Genomic DNA, 22,131 nt, shown 5'->3' with positions numbered 1-22,131 from the left:
ACTTCACCAAGTAAAGGCGCGGGTTCCCGCCAGGAAGGTCGAGTCGGAGTTGTCCCAGACCATGAGGTCGGTCGGGCGCGCAGGCAGCGGCGCAACCCCGGCGGGCCAGCGCGGCAGGGTCACCGCATAGCGCACCTCCATGCGCCCGGAACCCGCGGCCTTGATCGTCAGGTCCAGTGGTCGTGCGGCTGTGGCCCAGGAAACACGTGACCATTTTCCGGGCGTGAGGGGGATCGAGACCGGTACGTCACCAATCGCCACGATGGCGCCAGGGACGGTCGAGCGTATCCGCAGCACCAGCGTCCGGGCGCCAGAGGGTGCGATGGCGCCCAGGTTCAGGACCTCGCCTGGACCACGCTGCAGAGCGATCAGGGGCGGGGGCTCGGGCACAGGCGGCGCCGGGGCCGCCAGCATCGTCTGCGGCCACGCCCAATGGTCCAGGCGAGCGACCGTCCCGCCGTCGGCGCCAAGGACGCTCTGGACCCAGCTCCCATGATCTCGCGCCGGGCTGAACCGCCAGGCGCGGCCGGTGTCCTGATCCATCTGGTAGCCGACGTAGGCGATATCGGGATAGCGCGGGGTCCAGGGGTCATTCGACCGCACAGACAGCGTGACCGCCAGTCCTGAGATCAGCAAAACGGCGCCCGGCAAGAGGCCCAGACGTGCGCCTTCCTCAGGCTGGGCCACTGGCCAGATCAGGATGGCGAGCAGCATGGCGGGCAGGGCGAACACGGCCACCATGTCCATGCCTACAAAGATGAAGTGGGCGAATCCGCCGAGCCAGCCGAGGCCTACGGCAGCGAGGCCCGCCAATATCGCCAGCCCCAGGCTGCTGCGCCTTGAACCCAGCGCCGTGACAGCGGCCGCGAAAGCGGCCACCAGCAACGGCCACACCAGCAGAAAGGAAGCTCCGGGCGCAAAGGCCTGGACCGCCACCGCCAGCAGCAGGCCGACCAGCAAAGCGCCCGCCCATGCGCCCTTGCGCGAGACAGGTCGGCTATAGCTGATCAGGCCGATCAGGGCCGCGAGACCGCCACTGACCGCACCGACGATGTCGAACCCACCAAGGGCCGAGCCGCCCACCCCGGCCAGCAAAGGCAGAACCGCCAGCCAGCGACGGGACGAATTCATGGCGGCCACCGCCAGCAATACCGTCCCCAGCACGATAAGCGCGACGGCCCACTCCCAACGCACCTCCTGCGCCAGCAGCACGCGTTGTTCCAGATAGCCAAAACCGGCTCCGGTCAGCCGTCGCGCAAACTGCAGCACCGCCACCGTTGACAGCGTCGCAAAGAGCAATCCGCCTGCGCCTCGCAGAATATCGGTGACCGGAAAGGCTCCGTCATGGCGCGCCCACCGCACGGCAAACGCCATCAAGACGACGATGGCGCCGATCAGGATCCAGCCGAACCAGATGGGATAGGCCAGGACAATGTCGCCAAACAGATTGGCGTAAATCACCGAGGGAGCCTTGTCCGGCAGACGGTTGGCGAAGGCCGCCTCTGCGGCAGCGACCAGCACCTGGGTTCCCATATCCTGGAGGGATCCACGGTCCAGATTACGCGGCGTGGCGGTGGGGCTGTGGTAATCGAACTGGCTGCCGATGATTGCGTAGTTCAAACCGGGGATGTTTACCCCGAGGGTCTCTGTCAGGTCTGTGTCGTTGGGCAGATTTTCATAGACAAGCACGGCCAGGGAGGACGACGCCGGGCGAACAGCCGTGCGCTGGTAGAGCTCGATCAGGCCGCCGTTTTCCGGACTGGTCTGGAACATCTGGACCCGGCCGCTGCTGCCGCGCGCTTCCACATTGATGACCAGCCCAAGTCGCCGGGCGAGCGGATCTCGTCGGAAGAAATGATTGGCGCCCAGCAGTCCGGCTTCCTCGCCGTCGGTGATCAGCACCACAACGTCACGGGCCGGAACACCCTTGGCCTTTATGGCGCGCACTGTCTCCAGGATGGTCGCCACGCCCATGATGTCATCGGCCGCGCCCGGCGAGGCTGGAACGCTGTCGTAGTGCGCCATCAGCGCCAGCGCCGGCGCGGTGCGGTCTCGCCCCGGCAACACGCCCACGACGTTCTCGACGTACCCCGAGGCGACCAGTTGCGGCGCCTGGCGCAAGCTCCTGGCTCCAATGCCCGGGCGGACCTGCGGCGAGAGACCCATCTGCGCCATCCGCTGCAAGAGCTCGTCGCGAACCCGGGCGTTCGCGGCTGTGCCGACCTGATGCGGCGCTTCGGCTAACCGCTGAATATCCACAAAGGCACGGTCCGCTGAGAAGTCCGTTGCCGCCGCGCTCGCCGGGACCGTGTCCGGTAACTTCTGGCTGGAGTAGGTGATCCAAGCGCCGGCGATCAACGCCAGCATCAGGGCCAGAATCGCTCTCATTGTCTCGCGCCCCCCAAACGTTCCAGAACGACAGGCTAGACTGCCCCGTCCCAAACGAAAACGCCCGCCTGTAGGGCGGGCGTCTCAATCCAGGCAGGGTCGCTGCGGATCAGGCGGCGACGGTCTCGATGGCCTCTTGCGGGTCGCGCAGTACATAGCCGCGACCCCAGACCGTCTCGATGTGATGCTTGCCCTCGGCGGCGGCTGCCAGCTTCTTGCGAAGCTTGCAGATGAACACGTCGATGATCTTCAGTTCGGGCTCGTCCATGCCGCCATAGAGGTGGTTCAGGAACATTTCCTTGGTCAAGGTCGTGCCCTTGCGGAGCGAAAGCAGCTCCAGCATCTGGTATTCCTTGCCGGTGAGGTGGACACGCAGGCCGCTCACTTCCACCGTTTTGGCGTCGAGATTAACCAGGATGTCGCCGGTCTTGATGACCGACTGGGCATGGCCCTTGGAGCGACGCACCACCGCGTGAATACGGGCCACCAGCTCGTCCTTGTGGAACGGCTTGGTCATGTAGTCGTCTGCGCCGCCGGAGAACGTCTTTACCTTGGTCTCAATCTCGGCTGTACCCGACAGGATCATGATCGGCGTATTGATCTTGCCGACGCGCAGCGTGCGCAGAACATCCATGCCGCTCATATCGGGCAGGTTCAGGTCCAGCAGGATCAGATCATAGTCATAAATCTTGCCCAGATCGACGCCTTCCTCACCGAGGTCCGTCGTATAGACATTGAAACCTTCAGACTTCAGCATCAACTCAATGCTCTGCGCTGTGGCGCTGTCATCCTCAATCAACAATACGCGCATCCGGCTCTCCTACCGCGTCCCGCAATCCTGACGAATTCTGCTGAATCCGCCCACGCCTATTCCGTTAACCTGCCCCGGTCGTTCTTTAAGACTGGTTAATGGTGAAGGCCCCTCGTCTCGAATCGTTAATCTGATTTCGGATTCGGGAACAAGGCGGATTAACGGGACGCTGGCGATTGCCGGTGTTGAATCTTTTGTGATTGGACACGCGCGTCGAACGGGAGGGCGGAACCTGTTGCGTTGCGACGGGTTCTGGAATGGCATTTCAGGCCGGAGTTAACCCATGACCGACAACCCACACACCCTCGAGCGTTATCGCTTGCCGCTTGCACGCGGCCAGCTGAAGCATGCGCGTGCGCTGATCGCTCCGGCGCTGCGCTATGCGCCACGAAACCCGCTGCTGCTGGCCGGTGCGCTCCTCCTGGGCGTGGCTGGCATCCTGGCCTGGCGCAACCGCGAGCGCATCACAGAAGCTGCCAGCCCGATCCTTGAAGACGTAAAGGTCAGGGGACAGGCGTTGGCCGCTGAAGCCCTGGTCAAGGGGCATGCCTTGATGGACGAGGCGCGAGCGTCATCCCTGGCGCTAGGCGCCAGGGCCGCGCGCCTTCGCCGCGGAGATGCGGGCCGTAGCTCGGTTTCAAATGTCTACTAGGTCCTGATCTTCACCACCCCTTAAGCGCGACTCGACGAAGGTCTGCTCTGGACCTTGGGGAGCGCGCGTGAAGAACCTGGTGGCCGCTGTCGAACGGCTGGATCCCCTGACGGTTTCCGGTCGCGTTGCGGCGGTAAACGGCCTGTTGATCGAGGCGCGTGGCGGCCTGTCCAGATTGGCCGTTGGCGCTCGCGCCGAAATCGCGCGCTTCAATGACAAGTCCGTCGCCGCCGAGGTGGTAGGCTTCCGCGAGAACCGCGCGCTGCTGATGCCGTTTGGACCGGTGGAGGGCGTGGCGCCTGGCGCCGAAATCCAGATACAGCCGTTGGGCTCCGCCGTACGCCCCACCAAGGCCTGGCTGGGCCGCATCGTCGACAGCTTCGGCCAGCCCATCGATGGCAAGGGGCCGTTGCCACAGGGGCTAGCCGCCTATCCACTGCGCGCGGCGCCGCCTTCGGCCCACGCCCGCGACCGGGTAGGGCCGCGGCTGGACCTCGGCGTCCGGGCGATGAACGTCTTCACTACCTGCTGCCGTGGCCAGCGCCTCGGTGTGTTTGCAGGCTCCGGCGTCGGGAAATCTGTGCTGCTGTCTATGCTGGCCAAAAACGCCGACTGCGACGCCGTGGTCGTGGGCCTGATCGGTGAGCGGGGCCGGGAGGTTCGGGAGTTCATCGAGGAGACCTTGGGCGAAGATGGCCTGAAGCGCGCCATCGTCGTGGTCGCAACATCCGATGAACCGGCGCTCAAGCGCCGCCAGGCTGCCTACATGACCATGGCCATCGCCGAATTCCTGCGGGATCAGGACATGGAAGTGCTGTGCCTCATGGACAGCGTCACACGCTTCGCCATGGCCCAGCGCGAGATCGGCCTGGCCGCAGGCGAACCGCCCACCACTAAAGGTTATACCCCGACGGTCTTTACCGAACTGCCCAAGCTGCTGGAGCGCGCCGGTCCTGGCCCGATCCGACCCGATGGCACCAGGGCGGGCCCGATCACCGGTCTGTTCACTGTGCTTGTGGACGGCGACGACCACAATGAGCCCATCGCTGACGCTGTACGCGGGATTCTGGACGGGCACATCGTCATGGAGCGAACCATTGCGGAGCGCGGACGCTTCCCGGCGATCAATGTGCTGAAGTCGATCAGTCGCACAATGCCCGGCTGCCTTGAACCGCACGAACGCGAGATCGTCAGTCAGGCCCGCCAGACGATGTCGGCCTACGCCAATATGGAGGAGTTGATCCGCATCGGCGCCTATCGCGCCGGCGCCGACCCGCTGATCGACCGCGCCATCGCCCTGAACCCGGCGATCGAGGCGTTCCTCGGGCAGGGCAAGGACGACGCCACCAGTCTTGAGGCCTCATTCGACGGCCTTGACCAGATCCTGAATGGAGCCGCCGCGTGAGTTGGGCACAGTCGCTGATCAAGCTGTCGAGCTATGAGGCCGAGGTGCTGCAGAAGCGCCTGTCGGAGATTGTCGACCGCCGCGTCGCCGCCGAGTTGAAGCTGGCCATACTGGAGGCCGAGGGCGAGGCGGAACTTGCCTTCACTGCGGAGGAGGCGGCGACCGCCCTTTATCGGGCAGGGTTCATGGATGGACTTAAGCTGCGCAAGGCCCGGGTCCAGACAGCCATCGACCTCATTTTCATGGAAGAGCAAGGCGCCCGTGACGCCCTGGCCGAGGCGTTTGAGGCCCAGAAGAAGTACGAACAGATCGCCGACAACATCAGGGTAGGCGAGCGCAAGGAGCTGGGCCGGCGTGAAGCGGCGGCGCTGGATGAGCTGGGGCTGCGCAGGGCTTTTTCCGTCCGTTAGGCTGTTGGCGGGCCGCCAACCTGACGTGCGCGCTCGGCCTCGACGTCGGCGCGCAGAACGTGCAGGTCCTCGCTGATCTTGAAGATGGTCACGTAGAATTCGCAGAAGGCGCGCCAGAGCAGCACGCCCACGCCTACGCCCAGCATGCCCACGCCCAGGATACCCATCGCCAGCAGCAGGCCAAGGAGGATGTTGCTCTCGCGCACGGCCACGCCCACCGAGGCGCCCAGCACGCCGAAAGCGACGATGCCAATGATGCCGAGCCCCGCCCAGTAGACCAGGTGGACCACGCTGCCGGTCAGCATCTTTTCAAAGGTCAGCAGGTCCCAGAGGAAGCCTGCGCCCTGGCCGTGCGGTCTTTGGAGAGGTCGACGCATCCGTATCCCGAGACTCGAAGCATCGGGGACGCGGCCCCGTGGTTCGCACCGCTATCAGCAGGGGAGCGCGCCTGCAACGGCGGAGAGCGTGGCGTCCCCGTCGGACTGCACCCGCCCGGCGGGCGTCGGGCGGCCTGACACCCTATACCCACCCGGCCACATGGACGCCGAGACCCGCTGCGGCGCAGCCGACCAGCAAAGGGATCACGCCAACCTTGAGCCGGAAAGCCGCAACGATGGCGACCAGGGTCAGCAACAGGCTGGCCACATTCACTGACGCCAGCACCGGCAGGTCAAGGCGCAACGGCCCAGCCTGAACGGTCAGCACCCGAGCGAACACCACATGCAGCCCGAACCAGAGCGCAAGGTTCAGAATTACCCCTACCACCGCCGCCGTGATCGCCGCCAGCGCCGCGTTCAGCGCGCGTGCGCCGCGCAGCGCCTCGACGAACGGCGCGCCCAGGAAGATCCACAGGAAGCACGGCGTAAACGTCACCCAGGTGGTCACGATCCCGCCCAGCGCTCCGGCCAGCAGCGGATCCATCCCGGAGGCATTCCGGAACGCGCCCATGAAGCCCACAAACTGGGTGACTATGATCAGCGGCCCGGGCGTTGTCTCGGCCATGGCCAGCCCGTCCAGCATCTCGCCAGGCCGAAGCCACTGATAGTTCTGGACGGCCTCCTGCGTCACATAGGCCAGGACCGCATAGGCGCCGCCAAAGGTCACCACAGCCATCCGTGAGAAGAACACCGCGATCTGCGAGAACGTGTTGTCCCAACCCAGGGTCATGCCCAGCGCCAATACCGGCATGAGCCACAGTCCCAGCAGGATGCCGCTGGTGGTCAGGGCCCAGCGCAGGTTTGGCCGGGCATGATCGGGCGTGCCTTCGCCCAGCAGGGTGTCGGCGTCGGCGACCTCGTTGACGCCCTTGGGACCATGACCGCCGCCGACCAGGAAGGCCTGAAGGCCTGCGCGGCCGCCGATGAACCCGATGACGCCCGCGGCCAGGATGATCAGAGGGAAGGGAACATGGAGGGCGTAGATGCTGACAAACGCCGTGGCTGCCAGGGCCTTCATGGTGGTGTTCTTCAATGACCGGGCGCCGACGCGGATCACCGCCTGCACCACCACCACCACCAGAACGGCGGCCTTCAGCCCGAAGAACACGGCGGCCACGGGCCCCACGGAACCGAAAAGGGCGTAGAGGATGCTGAGCGCCATAATCGCCACGAAGCCCGGCAACACGAACAGCACCCCGGCCATCAGGCCACCGGCAGTGCGGTGCATCAACCAGCCGATATAGATGGCAAGCTGCTGTGCCTCAGGTCCCGGCAGCAGCATGCAGTAGTTGAGCGCGTGCAGGAACCGCCGCTCGCCCAGCCAGCGCTTCTCCTCCACCAGAATGCGGTGCATCACCGCGATCTGGCCGGCGGGACCGCCAAAGCTGAGCGCTGCAATCCGCGCCCAGACCTTGAACGCCTCGCCGAGCGAGACTGTCCCTGTCAATTCGGCGGGGTCGCGCAACCGGCTTGCGGGTGGGCGCCCAGTTCGGCGACGAGCTTGCCGATGTGGGTGTCCATGATCGCTTTGGAGGCCGTATAGTCCGCACCCCAGGACGGGACGTTCCACCGACGGGCGGCGCGTAACAGCGGATTCTCTGCCGCCGCGTTGAAGGCGATCACGATCTTGGCCGTGGCGATATCGGCTGTCGTCAGAGCGATGGTTGGCTCGCGTGCAGCGTCAACGCCGTCGTTGCGAAGCTTTTCGGCCACCACCGGAGTCAGATGATCTTCCGGATGCAGCCCGCGCGATGCGATCCGAACATCCAGCCCTGCGTCCGCGGCTCTTGCCCTGAACAGCTCCCGGGCGATGGCGCTGTTCACTGTACCGGCCTCACAGACGAACAGGATCTGCGGCGCCGGACCGCAAGCCGGGGGATTGGCCAAGGCCACCGTGGGCGCGGCTATCATGCCAAGAGCTACGGCACGCCGGCTGAGGGAAGGGAGGGTGTGAGACAATGTCGGACGACGCATGCGCTTTCTCCATATGGAGATGCGCGGTAGTTGGGCCTGAGCCTGTCCGGGACACCGCTTTATCCCGCTGGGTCAACCATAGGCCATGCCCCTGCGGATTGCAACTCGCGGCGCTACAGCTACAGCGCGCCCACCGTCTTCAGTCGCGCCCGGGGATGTATCTCGTTCTGGCTCATCACCGGGGTCTGGCCGCGGAAGCGTTCGATGATGGAGCGGACGTAGGGCCGAACCCCCGGGCTGGTCAGCAGCACCGGGCTGTCACCTGCCAGGGCGGCGCGTTCAAAGGTCTCGCGGATGCCGCGGATGAAGTCCTGAAGGCGCGAGGGAGCCAGGGCCAGTTGCTTGTCGTCACCGGTTCCCACCAGGGCGTCGGCGAAGGCGTTCTCCCACTCGGCCGAAAGGGTGACGATGGGCAAGGCGCCGTCTTCGCCGCGATGGGCGTAGCAAAGCTGCCGCGCCAGTCGGCCGCGAACCTGTTCGACCAGCAGGGTGATGGATGTGGTGTGCGGCGCCGCCTCGCCGATGCCTTCAAGGATGGCGCCCAGATCGCGTATCGAAACCCGCTCGCGCAACAGGGCCTGCAGCACGCGCTGAACGGTTGTCGCCGTGACCACCGTGGGGATCAGGTCTTCGGACAGTTTCTTCTGCTCTGCCGGAAGGTCCCTCAGCAGCTTCTGGACTTCGGCATAGGTGAGCAGATCCGGCATGTTCTCCTTGAGGATCTCGGTCAGGTGGGTGGTCATCACCGTGGCCGGGTCGACGATGGTGTAGCCGCGGAACGTGGCTTCCTCGCGCAGGCTGTCGTCGATCCAGGTGGCAGGCAGGCCGAAGGCAGGCTCCTTCATGTGCTCGCCCGGCAGCTCGATCTGGCCGCCGCGCGGGTCCATCGCCATCAGCTGGCCGATCCTTACCTCGCCGGACCCGGCCTCCATCTCCTTGATGCGCAGGCAGTAGCCCATGGAGGGCAGGCGCATGTTGTCGAGGATGCGCACGCTGGGCATGACAAAGCCGAAGTCGGCGGCCAGCGTACGGCGCAGCGCCTTGATCTGGTCGGTCAGCCGGCGACCCTCCAGGTCGTTGATCAGCGGCAGCAGGCCGTAGCCCAGCTCGATCTTGATCTCGTCGATGGCCAGGGTCTGGGCAATGGGCTCGTCCTCGGCCTCGGACGGCGCGTCGACGATCTTGACAGGCTCTGGCTGCGAGGCCGCCTTGGAGCGGTTCCAGGCCAGAACGCCTGCGCCGATGGACACCAGCGCGAAAGGGATCACCGGCATGCCCGGAATCACGGCCAAAACGCCGGCTGCCGCCGAGACCATGCCCAGGCTTATGGGATTTGTGGCCAGCTGGGTGACCAGCGCCTTGTCAGCTGAGCCCTCGACGCCGGCCTTCGAGACCAGGAAACCTGCAGCGATTGACACGATCAGGGCCGGGATCTGGCTGACCAGACCGTCGCCGATGCTCATGATGGTGTAGGTCGAAAACGCCTCGCCGATCGGCACATCGTGTTGCAACACGCCAATCAGGATCCCGCCGATCACATTGACCGCGAGGATCACCAGACCCGCCACGGCGTCGCCACGGACAAACTTGGACGCGCCGTCCATGGCGCCGAAGAAGGTGGATTCCTGCTCCAGTTCCTTCCGCCGAAGCTTGGCCTCGTCAGTGTCGATCAGGCCCGACGAAAGGTCGGCGTCGATGGCCATCTGCTTGCCGGGCATGGAGTCCAGGGTGAACCTTGCGGCCACTTCTGCGATCCGCCCCGAGCCCTTGGTGATCACCACGAAGTTCACCACCACCAGGATGATGAAGACGATGACGCCGATGGCGAAGTTGCCGCCCATCATCAGCTTGCCGAAGGTCTCGATGACGTGGCCGGCCCCATGGACGCCCTCATGGCCGTGGCTGAGGATCAGTCGGGTCGTCGCAATGTTGAGCGCCAGCCGGAAAAGGGTCACGCCCAGCAGCACGGTGGGAAAAGCCGTGAACTCCAGCGGCTTCTTGATCAGCAGCGACGTCATCAGGATCAGGATCGACGATGCGATAGAGAGTGAGAGCAAGCCATCCAGCAGCCATGCCGGGATCGGCACAATGAGCAGAACGACGACGCCCACCACGCCAAGTGCGAGCAGCACCTCGCCACGCGCCACCCAACTCCAGACCCGACCGGCGGAGGGCGCAGTATCGTAACGGTAGGCGGCTTCAGTCATTCAGGTTGTCCGTTATGCCGCGCTCTGGCCCATTTGCGGGGCGGGCACGGAGACGCCGGCTTCGCCGTACTCCTTCAGCTTGTTGCGCAGCGTCCGGATCGAGATGCCCAGGATGTTGGCCGCGTGGGTGCGGTTGCCGAAACAATGCTCCAGAGTCTCGATGATCAGGTGCTGCTCCATCTCGGCCACGGTCTGGCCGACGAATGCGCGGCTGATGGTTTCGGCAGCTGTGACGGCGGCCAGCGCGGTGCGGGTGTGGGCGTCTGGCGCCGCCAGGGGCTGACCATCCGGCAGCCGAATGGCCATTTCGTCGATCTCGGGGCCGGGGGCCAACAGCACCGCACGGTGCATGGCGTTTTCCAGTTCGCGCACATTGCCCGGCCAGCGGTGACCGACCAACCGACGCCGCGCTTCCTGGGACAGGGGCTTCTCCGGGAGGCTATTGGCTGCGGCGTATTTTTTGACGAAGAATTCGGCCATCGCCACCACGTCGCCCGGGCGCTCGCGAAGCGGCGGTAGCCGCAGGTTCACGACGTTGAGGCGGTAGAGCAGATCTTCGCGGAACGTGCCGTCCTTCACGGCCATCGCCAGGTCGCGGTTGGAGGTGGCCAGAATGCGGATATCCACTTTCACGGGCTTGGTCCCACCAACCCGGTCGATTTCACGCTCCTGGATGGCGCGCAGCAACTTGGCCTGCAGCCGTGTGTCCATCTCGGAGATTTCATCGAGCAGCAGGGTGCCGCCGGTCGCTTCCTCGAACTTGCCGATCCGGCGAGCCAGTGCGCCGGTAAAGGCGCCCTTCTCGTGTCCGAAGAGTTCGCTCTCCAACAGATTCTCGGGGATCGCCGCACAGTTCACCGAGATGAACGGCCGGCTGGCGCGCCGAGACTTCTGGTGCACATAGCGCGCGACCACTTCCTTGCCCACGCCGCTTTCGCCGGTGATCAGGATCGACGCGTCAGAGCCTGCAACCTGATCGGCCAGCGAGATCACCACCTGCATGTTGGGATCGCGCACCACCATCGGGCGATTGTCGTCGGACACGGCGGCCAGCACGGCGGCGATCAGCTCGGCCTCCGGCGGCAGCGGGATGAATTCCTTGGCGCCCGCGCGGATCGCGGCTGCCGCCCGCTGCGGGTCTGCCGCGATGCCGCACGCCACCACCGGCACCCGGATCCGCTCGTCCTCGTTCGCCGCGATCAGGCCTGCGATGTCGAGATCGTAGTCGACCATCAGCAGATCCGCGCCCTGACCCGATCGCAGGGCATGGGTGGCCGCCTCGATGGTTTCCACGTGGCTCACCTTGGCGCCCGCGCTCATCGCCATTTTCACAGCAGTGGCGAGTTGCCCGCTCAGTTTTCCGACGACCAGAAGCCGCATTTGAATCTACTCCTTCACACGCGAGGCCGGCATCAGGCCGCCGTGTCGCCGTCCTTGATGATTTCAGTCATGGTCACACCCAGCCGCTCGTCGACGATGACGACCTCGCCGCGCGCCACCAGCCGGTTGTTCACATAGATGTCGATGGCTTCGCCGACCTTGCGATCCAGCTCCAGGATACTGCCCTGGCTGAGCTGCAGCAGCTGGGCCACGGTCATGGTCGACTTGCCCAGAACGGCGGAAATGGCCACCGGTACATCGAAGACTGTGACCAGATCGGCCGCGCTTCTGCCGTCCTCACCCGTGTCTTCAGGCAGCCCGCCCTCATCGGCGCCGAACTCGTCAAGTTTCAGGTCGTCATCGGCCATGGCTTCAGCTTTCACTGCCGGGAATCAGGGGTTCGGCATGCAGCCCTTCCGACGCGAGAGCTGCATGAAGGGCTTCGGCGACACGTTCGGCGGCGACCGCAGGATCGTAGGTCGCCTGACCGTCTCCGAAGTCGAGGGAGAAGGCATGTGGACCGAAAGCGCCGTCCGGCTTCACAACGACAGCACCTTCAAACCCGAGGTTCCTCGCGGCGTCCTCCAGCGTGGTTCGAAGGGCGTCTGCCAGCGCCGGATCGGCGGTGAGAACCAGACGGGGCTGGGCGTCGATCTCGCGGGCCAGGGACTCCAGCGCCGCCAGGGTCGGAGCTACGGGGAACCGCTCCAGCGCGGCGTAAGCGATCGCGCGTGCGCAGGCCAGCGCCAGGCCCGCCGATGCGATCCGATGTTCGTGCGCCACCTCGGCCAGGCGTGGCAGGGCCTGGTTGCAGGCTGCCGCGATCTCGCCAAGCGCCTGGGCTTGCTGCGCGGCCACACTGGCCATGGCGGCGCGCTCGCCGGCGGCATGGGCAGCCGCGCGGATCTGCTCGACTTCATCGGCAGGGAAGAGTCGCTTGGGCCGGGGCGAAAGCACAGTGGCGTCACCCGCAGCGCTAAACTCGGTATCAAAGTGAAATCGGGTGAGCGCTTCGGACATCAGTAGATCAACTCATCATCGCCGCTGCCCGAGCCGGCCAGCATGATCTCGCCCTTGTTGGCGAGGTCCTTTGCGATCTGCACGATGGCCATCTGGGCCTGATCCACATCCTTGAGGCGCACAGGGCCCATGGACTCCATGTCCTCGCGCATGATCTTCGAAGCGCGTTCGGACATGTTGGAGAAGAACATCTCCGTGAGCGCGCCGGAGGCGCCCTTGAGACTCAGCGCCAGCCGGTCCTTCTCCACGGTCCGCAGCAGCGTCTGAACGCCGCCAGGATCGAGTTTCGACAGATCCTCGAACACGAACATCAGGGCGCGGATGCGCTCGGCCGCCTCGCGATTGCGCTCTTCCAGAGCCGTGATGAAGCGCGCCTCGGTCTGGCGGTCAAAGGCATTGAAGATGTCGGCCATCATTTCGTGGCTGTCGCGCTTAGTGGTCCGCGCCAGGTTCGACATGAATTCGGTACGCAGCGTCTGCTCGATCTTGTCGAGTATCTCACGCTGTACCGGCTCCATGCGCAGCATGCGCATCACGCATTCCAGTGCGAAGTCTTCGGGCAGGGACGAAAGCACCCGCGAGGCGTGATCGGGTTTGACCTTCGACAGTACGACCGCGACGGTCTGAGGGTATTCGTTCTTCAGATAGTTGGCGAGGACAGCCTCATTCACATTGCCCAGCTTGTCCCACATGGTCCGCCCGGCCGGACCCCGGATTTCCTCCATCAGGGACTCGACCTTGTCGCCGGGCATGATGCTGGCGAGCAGTCTTTGGGTCTGGTCGAATGTCCCCATGATGGCGCCGCTGCCGGCTATCCCGGCGATGAACTCTATCAGCAATTGCTCGACCACGCTGGCGGTCACATTGCCCAGTCCGGCCATGGCCTGGGAGATCTCCTTGATCTCCTCTTCGTCGAGCGCCTTCCATACCGCCGCATGCTCTTCGCCCAGAGCCAGCAGTATAACGGCGCACTTCTCCGCGCCCGAGAGGCGGGTGATGTCGACGATATTCTTGCCGGGAGATTTTGCCATCAGGCCGTTTCATGCAGCCAGGAGCGAAGAATCGAGACCGACTGATCGGGGTGGGCGGTCATGAATTCGGAAACCTGCTTGACCCTGTTGGCCCGGGCCTCACCATCGCCATTGACTAGGCCCATCCGCGACCCATCGTCACCGGGACCGGGCAGGGCCAGCTGGGACATGCTGCCGTCGGCCGCCACCTGTACCTGCTGACCGTCGGGCATTATCATGATGCGGGTAGCTTGGGGCGGGCCGCCGTCTGCGCCGCCACCAGCGGCCGCGCCCTTGCCCTTTTTGCGTCCGCCGGCGCCCAGTAGCGGCCGGGCGACGAAGAAGATCATCAGGATGCCGACGATCGCCAGCACTGCCAGTTCCACGGCGCGCATGATGTCGTTCTTGTCGAAGTCCTTGAGCGGGTTAGCCGCTTCGACGCCACCCGTCTCGGCGGCCACAGGGAACTTCACATTGATCACGCTGATCTGGTCGCCGCGCTCCTGATCAAAGCCCACGGAGGCCCGCACCAACTGCTCGATCCGCTGCATCTCCTCGGCGGACCTTGGGGTGTAGGCGCCGGGCTTGCCCCCCGCACCGACAGCGGTGATCCCGTCAACAGCGACCGCCACCGAAAGACGCTTGACCGTGCCAGGCTCCTTCACCTCGGTGCGGATGGTCTTGGAAATCTCATAGTTGGTCGTGGAATCCTGACGGCCAGCCGTGTTGGTGTTCGTCGCGGTCTCTTCTCCCTGCGCACCGCCCGGAATGTTGGCGGCGACCGAGGCCTGGCCAGATGCGTCCGCCGAGTTTTCGCGGCTGTTCTCTTCTGTCGTGGTTTCAGAACGGATCACCTGACCGTCAGGGTCGTACTTTTCCTCCTGCGTCGTAACGCGGGCCAGATCGAGGTCGGCAGTGACATTTACCCGGGACTTTCCGGCACCCACCAGGCCCTCGACCAGCGTCTTCACCTGCTTGGCGATGCGCTGTTCGACCTCGGACTTGCGGCCATCGGCCTCGGCAGCCATGCCGGTCTCACCGCCTGAGAGGGTTTTGGCGTGCTGGTCGACGACGGTCACGCGATCCGGCCGCATGTTGGGCACTGCGCCGGCGACAAGGTTCTGGATGGCGCGGACCTGCTCGGCGGTCGGTTCGCGGCCGCCCACACCGATGCTCACTGACGATGCGGGTTGCTCGGCTTCTTCCTCGAACAACTGACGCTTGGGCAGGACCAGATGGACCCGGGCCGAGGTGATGCCGTCCAGCGCCCCGATGGTGCGGGCCAACTCGCCTTCCAGCGCACGCTGGCGGTTCAATTGTTGCACAAAATCGGTCTGACCCAGGGCACTGGCGTCGTCGAAAATTTCGTAGCCCACGGACCCTGCGGTGGGCAGTCCCTTGCCGGACAACATCAGGCGGGTGGAAGCCACCACATCGCGCGGGACCATGATGGTCGACCCGTCGCCCTTGACCTCGTACTTGACCCCGGCCTGATCGAGAGCCGCCGTGATCGAGCCGGCTTCCTTCAGGTCCAGATTGGAGTAGAGCAGCGACTTGGGCTGGCCAAGGTTCAGGAAGATGGCGGCCATAACCGCCGTGAAGCCCGCGGCGATGCCGATCATGGCAGCCACGCGTCCGATGCCGAACCGCTGAAGCAGGCCCATCAACGGATTCACTTCAGGGCGCCCCTTCCAGTCCGATCAACCGGGGCGCGCGATTGCCGTTCCGCCCCGTGGTAGGCAGGATTTACCCAGTGGTTGGTTAAGGCAGGTTTAAGGGGCGGGAGGTTCGGGTGCGGGCTATCGGCTCCACGGCTCCAGGGCACCGCCCATCGCAAGCAGGATCGAGAACCCTGCGTAAACCAGCACTGTGACCGTGAAAAAGGTCTTGCGCAGACCTGTCCAGGATTCCACGCGCCGCCCGCCCTGCCAGATGGCGGGCAGGGCGGCCAGCGTGATGAATGTCAGCACGGCGGCGACCAGCGCGCACGCCGAAGCGGTCACCACCAATACGCCGGGCCAGTCATACACCAGAGCCTGTTGGTCAGATGTACCGGCGGCCCAGATCCCAAAGAGCAACATCGCCGAGACCCACAGGCCCGCCTGCATCGCCTGCACAATCGAGGCGCGGGCCTGGGCCTGGTTCTGGCGAAGGTCGCGTGTGTTGCGCAATGCCAGCCCGGCAAAGGTCGCTAAAGCGGCCAGCGCCGTCAGGACCGACATCACGATCAGTAGAAACGGTCGGTCCAAGAAGGCTGTTCGTTGCAGGGTCTCGGTATTGAAGGCGGTTTGAAACCCGGTCGCCCGCCCGTCCTGAATCCGGAACACCAGCCGCTCGTCGCCATTGGCGGAAATGAACCGACCCGCCTTTGCAGGCCCATCCGGCACATAGGCCTCGACACCGCCCAGGCGTTTCAGCAACAGACGCCCGTCGGCGGTCACCTCCACATCCGCCCCGCCGCCCAGGCGCGTGACGAACCCCTCAAGGCCGCTGAACGCGCGGCGGGTGGTAAGGTAGTTCCCGCTGAACACGGCGCGCGCGCCCGCGAGATCGGTTGTGCCCGGGCGGGGAAATACCTGAGCCGCGCCATGGAAGTGCTGCAACACCGCCGACGGCAGGGCTCCGGCCAGCGACCCACCGCTTTCGCCATTGGTTGTGACAAACACGCCCAGACCCAGGGCGGGCGCTAGCGTCATGTTCGAGTGAAACGCCAGGGTGTCGCCCAGGTGGCCATAGCCCTTCAGCCCGCCAGGCAGATCAAAGATCATGAAGCCGTGAGCCCAGCCATTGACACCAGGTGGCTCACGCCGAAGCGGCGTACGGAATGCCCTTGCGGCCTGTGGGCCGAAGATCGAGACGCCGTTCCAGGCGCCGTCGCCCAGCAACATCAGCATGTAGCGCGACATGTCGCCCGCCGTTGAGGAGGCTGAGCCCGCGGGCGCCGTCTGCCCGATGAACTCCCAGGCGTTGGGCGCAAAGCCGCTGTTGCGCCAGCCGTAGCCACGCGCAGCGTCCGCGACCATATATCCGGGCATGGGCGCCGGCAGGCCGCGCCGTTCTGCCCGGGGCTCGCGGAAGGTTGTGCGCGTCATGCCCAGCGGCCCGGTGATTTCGTCGTCGACCCGGCGCTCGAAGGTCTTGCCCGATACAAACGCCACCGCCTCACCGGCCAGTGACGCGCCATAGTTGGAGTAGCTGGCGACCTGACCGGCGGGCCGCACCTGATCGGGGCGCTCCTGGCGAAGGTAGAGGTCCAGCGGGCGCACCCGCCCGGCCTCGTTCTCGAAAAGTTGGCCGAGGGCGCGGTCCTCAAAACCCGCGCTGTGGTCCATCAGGTGGCGGACCATCACCTCTCGCGACTCGCCGGGCAGGCGGACCTTTTCGGGCAGGTAGAGGTTGATAGGGCGATCCAGGCGGATCCGCCGCGCTTCCACCTCCTTCATCAGCAGCACCCAGGTGAAGGTCTTGGAGATCGAGCCGATGCGAAAGAGGGTGCGATCCGGATCCACCCGACGACGCGGCGTCAGATCGGCGAAACCGTAGCCCTTCTTGAAAATCACCTGACCATTCTGGACGATGGAAACCGCAGCGCCGGGCACATGCTCGCGCGCCATGGCGTCGGTCATCCAGCCATCGACGAAGGATTCGAGACGCACAGGGTCGATGCCGGGCTGAACGGGAGAAGGCGCAGGCGCAGGCGCTGCTGCCGTCTGGGCCAGCGCCGGGGCGACGGACAGGCAAAACGCCACTGCAGCGGCCATCGCCAGACCCGGCCAACGTGTCTTCAGATCGTTCAATCGTCCCTCGCAGTCCAAAGGATAGCACCCGGAATGAGTCGGAGGTTCCCGCAGGATCGCCGGGGCTTTAGTCGGTTCTGGCCGGATTATCGAATGTATAGAGCGGCAACATCGGACGCAGCGCGCCGCCAACCCAGAACTGAGGCTCCGACGGCGGGCTGGCCTTCTCCGCAATCTCCCGAACGCGCACGCACTCGCGGACAGTTCCGGCCAGTCCGCCAAAGTCGCGCGCGCCGCCCATGGACGACAGGAAGCAGTCGTCGAAATAGGGGTACTTGTTGTCCTGCCCACAGCCGAACGACGTGCGGTCGGGGCGGGCGGCCGTCAGCACCATCCGGTTGGGCTTCGCCAGAGTGCGCACATAGACGCCGGAGAAACATGCCGAGATCACCACCACGGTGGGGCGCGCGCCGCAGCTCTGGTCCAGCATGGTGGCTAGAACGCCGGGTTGCAGGATGCCCTGGTCCACCTGTGCGCCCTGCGGGATACCATGCGAGGTCAGGTAGAACAGACACCCGCCAGGCGCCTTGCCGGAGAGGTCGACCAGAGCCGCATAGATGCCGCGCGGGTCTGTCTTCTCCGGACGGGTGTCCGTGTAGCGTTCCGGGCGCACCGAAAACTGGCGAATGTTGTCCGGCTTGAAGCCGATGCGGCCCAGCGCCAGGGTCACATCGCGACGCGCATTGTCGAAGGCCTCAGTGGGTCCGCCGTCGTGCGCATGCCAGTCCCCGGCCACGACCACCGCCGACCAGTCCGCCAGCGCCTGGGCCCGCGCAGGGCCTGAGCCGAGGAGAAACAGCAGGGCGAGGGCGACCAGAAGCCGGGCCATCCCGGGACCCTCAGGACTTGTACTTGGTGAAGGGCGTCGGGATCGCCGTCCCGGTGGCCTTGGCGAGTATCCGACCTTCTGGATCGAACAGTTCGCCTTCGGTGAAGGCCACCTGACGACCCCACTTCAGCACGCGCCCGATCCCCTTGATCTTGCCCGGCGCACCGGGACGCAGGAAGCTGGTCTTCATCTCCAGAGTTGGCGCTACCGCCGTCATGCCGGACGCCACCATGCAGGCCACGCTCATGCACTCGTCCAGCATGGCGCAGAGGTATCCGCCCTGGATCTGCTTCATCGGATTGAGCAACAGCTCGGCCCGGGCGTCGAACTCCACCTCCACCGAATTCGTCGCCTGATGGACCGCCACCATCCGGAAGCCCAGCGTCTGTGAGCCGGTGGGCTGGTTCTTGGTCCGCAGGAAGCGGGCCAGGATTTCCTCGTCCGTGAGAGGTTTGGGTTCGGCGCTCACGACGTCGGTCATACGGATTTACTTTTTCCGGAACTGATCCAGCGAGACGACAGTGGCGTCTCCAGATTTCGCGGGCGCTTCAGGCTTGGCCTCGACAGCCTCTGCGACCGTAGCATTGACCTCCTGCGGCGCCGACGGCGGCGCTTCGAACTGCAACAGGAACTGCACCGACGGATCATAGAAACGGGTGATCGCCGCATAGGGCACAGACAGGCGCTTGGGCTGGCCCCCGAACTGCAGGGTGACGGAGAAGAAGGTCTCGCCCGGCGCAAGGTCCCAGTACTGGTGCTGCAGCACTATGGTCATCTCATCCGGATAGCGTGACAGCAGGTCGTTCGGCCCCGACACCCCGACCGCATCGGTCTTGAAGGTCACATAAAGATGATGCGCGCCCGGCAGCCCTTCGGGTGAAGCCGCCCGCTTCAGCGCAGCCTTCGCCACGCCCCGCAACGCATCCTGCGCCAGGGCTTCGTAGTTCATCAGATCCTGAACCGGCGGATCCTGGGCCATGCGTACTCCAGACGACAACGTATCCAGACCCTAGCGCCTGGCGCTCTTGGCGCAAGGGTTTGAAGCGCCGGACGCCGGCAATCCCCGCCGGTATCGAGCCTGCACGGGCTTGCAATCAAGGCGTTGCAGGGCTGTTGCCAGCGCAATCCCATCATCTCTATTGAGGGCCGCTCAGAGAAAAGGTGGAGGGATTCTGTTGGCAGGCTCCCTCCGGGCCCCGCCTAAGGATCTGAACCCCTAGGACTTAGGTCGGATGTCACCGAACCGCATTACGCGGCGAGGCGGACTTCCTCAGCGAAGTTATCGTTCGCATTTAGTTTAAAGACCCGGGACGGTGAGTCACGCCGAGAGAAAGCAACACCTTTAGACGTCTGTCGATGCTGATCGGCCCCGCACTGTCCCGGCGATACCCGGGGGAAAGATTGGTGGAGCCGCCGGGAATCGCACCCGGGTCCAGTCCGCTTATTACGTGCGCGTTTATCTCCATAGTCGGGCGAACCCGACACCTCACATATAGGGTGTCCGGGTTGAAAAATGAAGAACTTACGGCGTCCGGTGGTTTGCGGTGCGGACAAACCCCCGCGCCGACGCGCCGGTTCTGGCCTGAAGTCAGAGTCTCTCGACGCCCCGCTGAAGAGACAGCACCCCGGTGCGTGACACCTCCACCAGGCCGAGGCCGCGCATCAGGTCCACGAACTTGTCGATCTTTGTGGGCGCCCCGGTGAGTTCGAAGACAAAGCTCTCGTGCGTAGTGTCCACCACCTTGGCCCGGAAGATATCGGCGACGCGGAGCGCCTCGACCCGCTCCGTGCCCGAGCCTCGCACCTTGATCAGCGCCAGCTCGCGCTCCAGGCCGTTCGGATCCTTCGTCACGTCCTGCACATGGCGGGTCGAGACCATCTTCTGCAGCTGGGCCTCGATCTGTGAGAGAACCTGGGGGGTGCCGCGGGTGACGATGGTGATGCGGCTGGTGTGGGCGTTGTCGTCGGTTTCGGCCACCGTCAGGCTGTCGATATTGTAGCCCCGCGCCGCAAACAGGCCGACCACGCGGTGAAGCACGCCCGGCTCATTGTCCACCAGCACGGCGAAGGTGGCGCGGCTCTCCTCCTGCTCGGCGTGGGCGAGATCATAGACAGAGGCGGGCTGGGCGGGATCAGGCATTGGTTCGGGTTCCTGGGATGTTGCTGTGAGGTGTCACAGGCCAGCGCCGCCCGCAAGGTGTTGAGCCTTTCGTCATGCTGACAGGACGCTGTCACGAGGCGGGCCTATCGTGTCGCATCAGCCAAAGGAGCTCACCATGCCCACTACCCAGGAAATCGCAGAAGATCTGGTCGCCCTCTGCCGCGAGGGGAAATTCGAGGAGTCCGGTGAGAAGTACTGGGCCGACGATGTCGTCAGCCTTGAACCCGGCGAAGACGACATGGCCCGGACTGTCGGCAAGGACAGCGTACGCGGCAAGGGGGAATGGTGGGCGGCGAACCACGAGATTCATGGGGTCTTGGTCGAGGGGCCGTACGTCAATGGCGATCAGTTCATCGTGCGTTTCAAGATGGACCTGACCCCCAAGGGCGCCGAGCGTATCACCATGGACGAGGTGGGGCTTTATACCCTGAAGAACGGCCTGATCGCCGAGGAGCGGTTCTTCTATGGGGGGTGAGGGGGCGTGGCCGTGACCGCCAGGCCACAGTCAGGGAATTTGGATCGTTGCAGATGAAACAACTCTGTGGACGCGTCGCCTGGCCGTGCTACCCGGTTGCGCCTCAAGGATGAGATCAATGTCGAAGCCATTCGCCAACTATCCGCGCCCCAGCACCACCGGCCTCCAGGTCGGGGGCGAGCTGTCGCGTGCATGGGAGTGTGGTTCGAACTAGTCTCAATCTATCTTGAGATGTCTCGAAAGAACCCCTCCCGGCCCGGCCGCGGAGGGGTTCTTCGTTTCGGAAGGACGTTTCACCGCTGCGGAGGCCCGGGAGGGAATTGGCCATGAAAGGATAAGCCAATGAGCGGATATGACGTCATTGCGAGCGACAAGGGGATGATCAAGGGCTGGACCCGGGGCGTCCAGCTTGAGGACAGCGCGCGCGAACAGCTGCGAAACGTCGCCGGCTTGCCGTTCATCCATAGCCACGTGGCCGTCATGCCGGATGTCCACTGGGGCATGGGCGCGACCGTCGGCTCGGTGATCCCGACCGTGGGCGCGATCATTCCTGCGGCGGTTGGGGTCGACATCGGGTGTGGCATGATGGCGGTGAAGACCTCGATCCGCGCCGAACACCTGCCGGACAATCTGGCCGTCATCCGTAGCGCCATCGAAGCGGTTGTTCCTCACGGACGGACCGACAACGGCGGTCGCAACGATGTCGGCGCCCACCAGGCTGATCCGCCGGCGATGGCTTCCGAAAAGTGGGCTGCGCTCAAGGATGGCTACGACGCCATCGTCGAGCGCGATCCAAAGACGGCGCATCCGCGTGGCCTTGGCCATCTGGGAACGCTCGGGACCGGCAACCACTTCATCGAGCTCTGCCTCGATGAAGCCGGCGACGTCTGGGTGATGCTCCACTCAGGCTCGCGGGGGGTCGGCAACCGTTTCGGGTCCTATTTCATCGAAAAGGCGAAGAAGGATATGGCCCGCTGGTTCATCAACCTGCCGGACAAGGACCTGGCCTACTTCCCCGAGGGGTCGGAGGGCTTTGTCTCCTACATCTGCGCGGTCAGCTGGGCGCAGAAGTACGCGCTCGCCAATCGTGAAGTGATGATGGACCAGGTTCTTGGCGTGCTGCGGGACGCGTTCCCGGACCTTGTGACGACGGAGACGGCGGTGAATTGCCACCA

The 22,131-nt window shown here is 64.9% G+C and carries 21 protein-coding genes and 1 other RNA gene; 5 read left to right on the top strand and 17 right to left on the bottom strand.

Going from position 1 to position 22,131, the window contains the following annotated elements; all coding sequences use genetic code 11:
- Nucleotides 1–3 precede the first annotated feature (3 nt).
- Together ACIQ3B_RS00840 and ctrA are read right to left on the bottom strand one after the other, a co-directional pair.
- Entirely contained in the window at nt 4–2,388 is a 2,385-nt protein-coding gene (locus tag ACIQ3B_RS00840) for a M20/M25/M40 family metallo-hydrolase (protein ID WP_397399201.1), read from the bottom strand.
- A 109-nt stretch (nt 2,389–2,497) separates the two neighbouring features.
- Entirely contained in the window at nt 2,498–3,199 is a 702-nt protein-coding gene (ctrA, locus tag ACIQ3B_RS00835; RefSeq protein ID WP_397399199.1) for a response regulator transcription factor CtrA, read from the bottom strand.
- Between the two features lie 283 nt (nt 3,200–3,482).
- Between ctrA and ACIQ3B_RS00830 the strand changes: the two genes are divergently transcribed.
- The 3 genes from ACIQ3B_RS00830 (at nt 3,483) to ACIQ3B_RS00820 (ending at nt 5,666) form a co-directional block, all read left to right on the top strand.
- Nucleotides 3,483–3,851, top strand: a complete 369-nt coding sequence (locus ACIQ3B_RS00830) for a hypothetical protein (protein ID WP_397399197.1) — start codon at nt 3,483–3,485, stop codon at nt 3,849–3,851.
- Between the two features lie 67 nt (nt 3,852–3,918).
- Nucleotides 3,919–5,256, top strand: a complete 1,338-nt coding sequence (gene fliI / locus ACIQ3B_RS00825) for a flagellar protein export ATPase FliI (protein WP_397399195.1) — start codon at nt 3,919–3,921, stop codon at nt 5,254–5,256.
- Complete coding sequence (locus tag ACIQ3B_RS00820; RefSeq protein WP_397399193.1) at nt 5,253–5,666, top strand: flagellar export protein FliJ; 414 nt, start codon at nt 5,253–5,255, stop codon at nt 5,664–5,666. The genes fliI and ACIQ3B_RS00820 overlap by 4 nt, the downstream gene beginning before the upstream one ends.
- On the opposite strand, the gene ACIQ3B_RS00815 is transcribed toward ACIQ3B_RS00820, so the two are convergent.
- From ACIQ3B_RS00815 to ilvN, 15 genes are all read right to left on the bottom strand, one after another.
- Nucleotides 5,663–6,043, bottom strand: a complete 381-nt coding sequence (locus ACIQ3B_RS00815; RefSeq protein ID WP_397399191.1) for a DUF4282 domain-containing protein — start codon at nt 6,041–6,043, stop codon at nt 5,663–5,665. The genes ACIQ3B_RS00820 and ACIQ3B_RS00815 overlap by 4 nt on opposite strands.
- 142 nt (nt 6,044–6,185) lie before the next feature.
- On the bottom strand, nt 6,186–7,550 hold the full coding sequence (chrA, locus tag ACIQ3B_RS00810; protein WP_397399189.1) for a chromate efflux transporter: 1,365 nt from the start codon (nt 7,548–7,550) through the stop codon (nt 6,186–6,188).
- Nucleotides 7,547–8,014 (bottom strand): hypothetical protein, encoded by a 468-nt coding sequence (locus tag ACIQ3B_RS00805; protein ID WP_397399187.1) that lies wholly within the window; start codon nt 8,012–8,014, stop codon nt 7,547–7,549. Before ACIQ3B_RS00805 ends, chrA begins: the two co-directional genes overlap by 4 nt.
- A 182-nt stretch (nt 8,015–8,196) precedes the next feature.
- On the bottom strand, nt 8,197–10,284 hold the full coding sequence (gene flhA, locus ACIQ3B_RS00800) for a flagellar biosynthesis protein FlhA (RefSeq protein ID WP_397399185.1): 2,088 nt from the start codon (nt 10,282–10,284) through the stop codon (nt 8,197–8,199).
- A 12-nt stretch (nt 10,285–10,296) separates the two neighbouring features.
- The gene (locus ACIQ3B_RS00795) at nt 10,297–11,664 is read right to left on the bottom strand and encodes a sigma-54 interaction domain-containing protein (RefSeq protein WP_397399183.1); all 1,368 of its coding nucleotides are present in this window, start codon (nt 11,662–11,664) and stop codon (nt 10,297–10,299) included.
- 32 nt (nt 11,665–11,696) lie between these two features.
- Entirely contained in the window at nt 11,697–12,032 is a 336-nt protein-coding gene (gene fliN / locus ACIQ3B_RS00790; RefSeq protein WP_397399181.1) for a flagellar motor switch protein FliN, read from the bottom strand.
- Nucleotides 12,033–12,036: 4 nt separating this feature from the next.
- Entirely contained in the window at nt 12,037–12,684 is a 648-nt protein-coding gene (locus tag ACIQ3B_RS00785; RefSeq protein ID WP_397399179.1) for a flagellar assembly protein FliH, read from the bottom strand.
- Complete coding sequence (fliG, locus tag ACIQ3B_RS00780; RefSeq protein WP_397399177.1) at nt 12,684–13,715, bottom strand: flagellar motor switch protein FliG; 1,032 nt, start codon at nt 13,713–13,715, stop codon at nt 12,684–12,686. Before fliG ends, ACIQ3B_RS00785 begins: the two co-directional genes overlap by 1 nt.
- A complete protein-coding gene (gene fliF, locus ACIQ3B_RS00775; RefSeq protein ID WP_397399175.1) occupies nt 13,715–15,358 on the bottom strand; it encodes a flagellar basal-body MS-ring/collar protein FliF in 1,644 nt (547 codons plus the stop codon). The genes fliG and fliF overlap by 1 nt, the downstream gene beginning before the upstream one ends.
- 135 nt (nt 15,359–15,493) lie before the next feature.
- Nucleotides 15,494–17,491 (bottom strand): serine hydrolase domain-containing protein, encoded by a 1,998-nt coding sequence (locus tag ACIQ3B_RS00770; RefSeq protein WP_397399173.1) that lies wholly within the window; start codon nt 17,489–17,491, stop codon nt 15,494–15,496.
- 67 nt (nt 17,492–17,558) lie between these two features.
- Complete coding sequence (locus tag ACIQ3B_RS00765; protein ID WP_397399171.1) at nt 17,559–18,320, bottom strand: C13 family peptidase; 762 nt, start codon at nt 18,318–18,320, stop codon at nt 17,559–17,561.
- Between the two features lie 10 nt (nt 18,321–18,330).
- A complete protein-coding gene (locus ACIQ3B_RS00760; protein ID WP_397399169.1) occupies nt 18,331–18,801 on the bottom strand; it encodes a PaaI family thioesterase in 471 nt (156 codons plus the stop codon).
- 6 nt (nt 18,802–18,807) lie between these two features.
- Nucleotides 18,808–19,299 carry an SspB family protein gene (locus ACIQ3B_RS00755; RefSeq protein WP_397399167.1) on the bottom strand — a complete coding sequence of 164 codons (492 nt, stop codon included), beginning with the start codon at nt 19,297–19,299 and terminating at the stop codon, nt 18,808–18,810.
- A gap of 181 nt (nt 19,300–19,480) precedes the next feature.
- Nucleotides 19,481–19,842: a transfer-messenger RNA gene (gene ssrA / locus ACIQ3B_RS00750) on the bottom strand.
- A 66-nt stretch (nt 19,843–19,908) separates the two neighbouring features.
- Nucleotides 19,909–20,460, bottom strand: coding sequence for an acetolactate synthase small subunit (ilvN, locus tag ACIQ3B_RS00745; protein WP_397399165.1), 552 nt, complete (start codon nt 20,458–20,460; stop codon nt 19,909–19,911).
- A 136-nt stretch (nt 20,461–20,596) separates the two neighbouring features.
- Here ilvN and ACIQ3B_RS00740 point away from each other — a divergent pair, with 136 nt between their 5' ends.
- Nucleotides 20,597–20,956, top strand: coding sequence for a SnoaL-like domain-containing protein (locus ACIQ3B_RS00740; protein WP_397399163.1), 360 nt, complete (start codon nt 20,597–20,599; stop codon nt 20,954–20,956).
- 342 nt (nt 20,957–21,298) lie between these two features.
- A partial coding sequence (locus tag ACIQ3B_RS00735; protein WP_397399161.1) for an RtcB family protein occupies nt 21,299–22,131 on the top strand: 833 nt, incomplete at its 3' end.

This window comes from Phenylobacterium sp., assembly GCF_044358365.1.
Classification (GTDB): domain Bacteria; phylum Pseudomonadota; class Alphaproteobacteria; order Caulobacterales; family Caulobacteraceae; genus Phenylobacterium.
Note: the sequence above shows the minus strand (reverse complement) of the source record. Positions and strands in the feature narration are given on the sequence as shown.

Bases quoted from the DNA above. Each gene is read 5' to 3' on its own strand.
- fliF (WP_397399175.1), bottom strand. From the start codon at position 15,358: ATGGGCCTGCTTCAGCGGTTCGGCATCGGACGCGTGGCTGCCATGATC.
- ACIQ3B_RS00755 (WP_397399167.1), bottom strand. From the start codon at position 19,299: ATGGCCCAGGATCCGCCGGTTCAGGATCTGATGAACTACGAAGCCCTG.
- ACIQ3B_RS00760 (WP_397399169.1), bottom strand. From the start codon at position 18,801: ATGACCGACGTCGTGAGCGCCGAACCCAAACCTCTCACGGACGAGGAA.
- ctrA (WP_397399199.1), bottom strand. From the start codon at position 3,199: ATGCGCGTATTGTTGATTGAGGATGACAGCGCCACAGCGCAGAGCATT.
- flhA (WP_397399185.1), bottom strand. From the start codon at position 10,284: ATGACTGAAGCCGCCTACCGTTACGATACTGCGCCCTCCGCCGGTCGG.
- ACIQ3B_RS00805 (WP_397399187.1), bottom strand. From the start codon at position 8,014: ATGATAGCCGCGCCCACGGTGGCCTTGGCCAATCCCCCGGCTTGCGGT.
- fliN (WP_397399181.1), bottom strand. From the start codon at position 12,032: ATGGCCGATGACGACCTGAAACTTGACGAGTTCGGCGCCGATGAGGGC.
- ilvN (WP_397399165.1), bottom strand. From the start codon at position 20,460: ATGCCTGATCCCGCCCAGCCCGCCTCTGTCTATGATCTCGCCCACGCC.
- ACIQ3B_RS00765 (WP_397399171.1), bottom strand. From the start codon at position 18,320: ATGGCCCGGCTTCTGGTCGCCCTCGCCCTGCTGTTTCTCCTCGGCTCA.
- ACIQ3B_RS00830 (WP_397399197.1), top strand. From the start codon at position 3,483: ATGACCGACAACCCACACACCCTCGAGCGTTATCGCTTGCCGCTTGCA.
- ACIQ3B_RS00815 (WP_397399191.1), bottom strand. From the start codon at position 6,043: ATGCGTCGACCTCTCCAAAGACCGCACGGCCAGGGCGCAGGCTTCCTC.
- ACIQ3B_RS00740 (WP_397399163.1), top strand. From the start codon at position 20,597: ATGCCCACTACCCAGGAAATCGCAGAAGATCTGGTCGCCCTCTGCCGC.
- ACIQ3B_RS00840 (WP_397399201.1), bottom strand. From the start codon at position 2,388: ATGAGAGCGATTCTGGCCCTGATGCTGGCGTTGATCGCCGGCGCTTGG.
- ACIQ3B_RS00795 (WP_397399183.1), bottom strand. From the start codon at position 11,664: ATGCGGCTTCTGGTCGTCGGAAAACTGAGCGGGCAACTCGCCACTGCT.
- ACIQ3B_RS00785 (WP_397399179.1), bottom strand. From the start codon at position 12,684: ATGTCCGAAGCGCTCACCCGATTTCACTTTGATACCGAGTTTAGCGCT.
- fliG (WP_397399177.1), bottom strand. From the start codon at position 13,715: ATGGCAAAATCTCCCGGCAAGAATATCGTCGACATCACCCGCCTCTCG.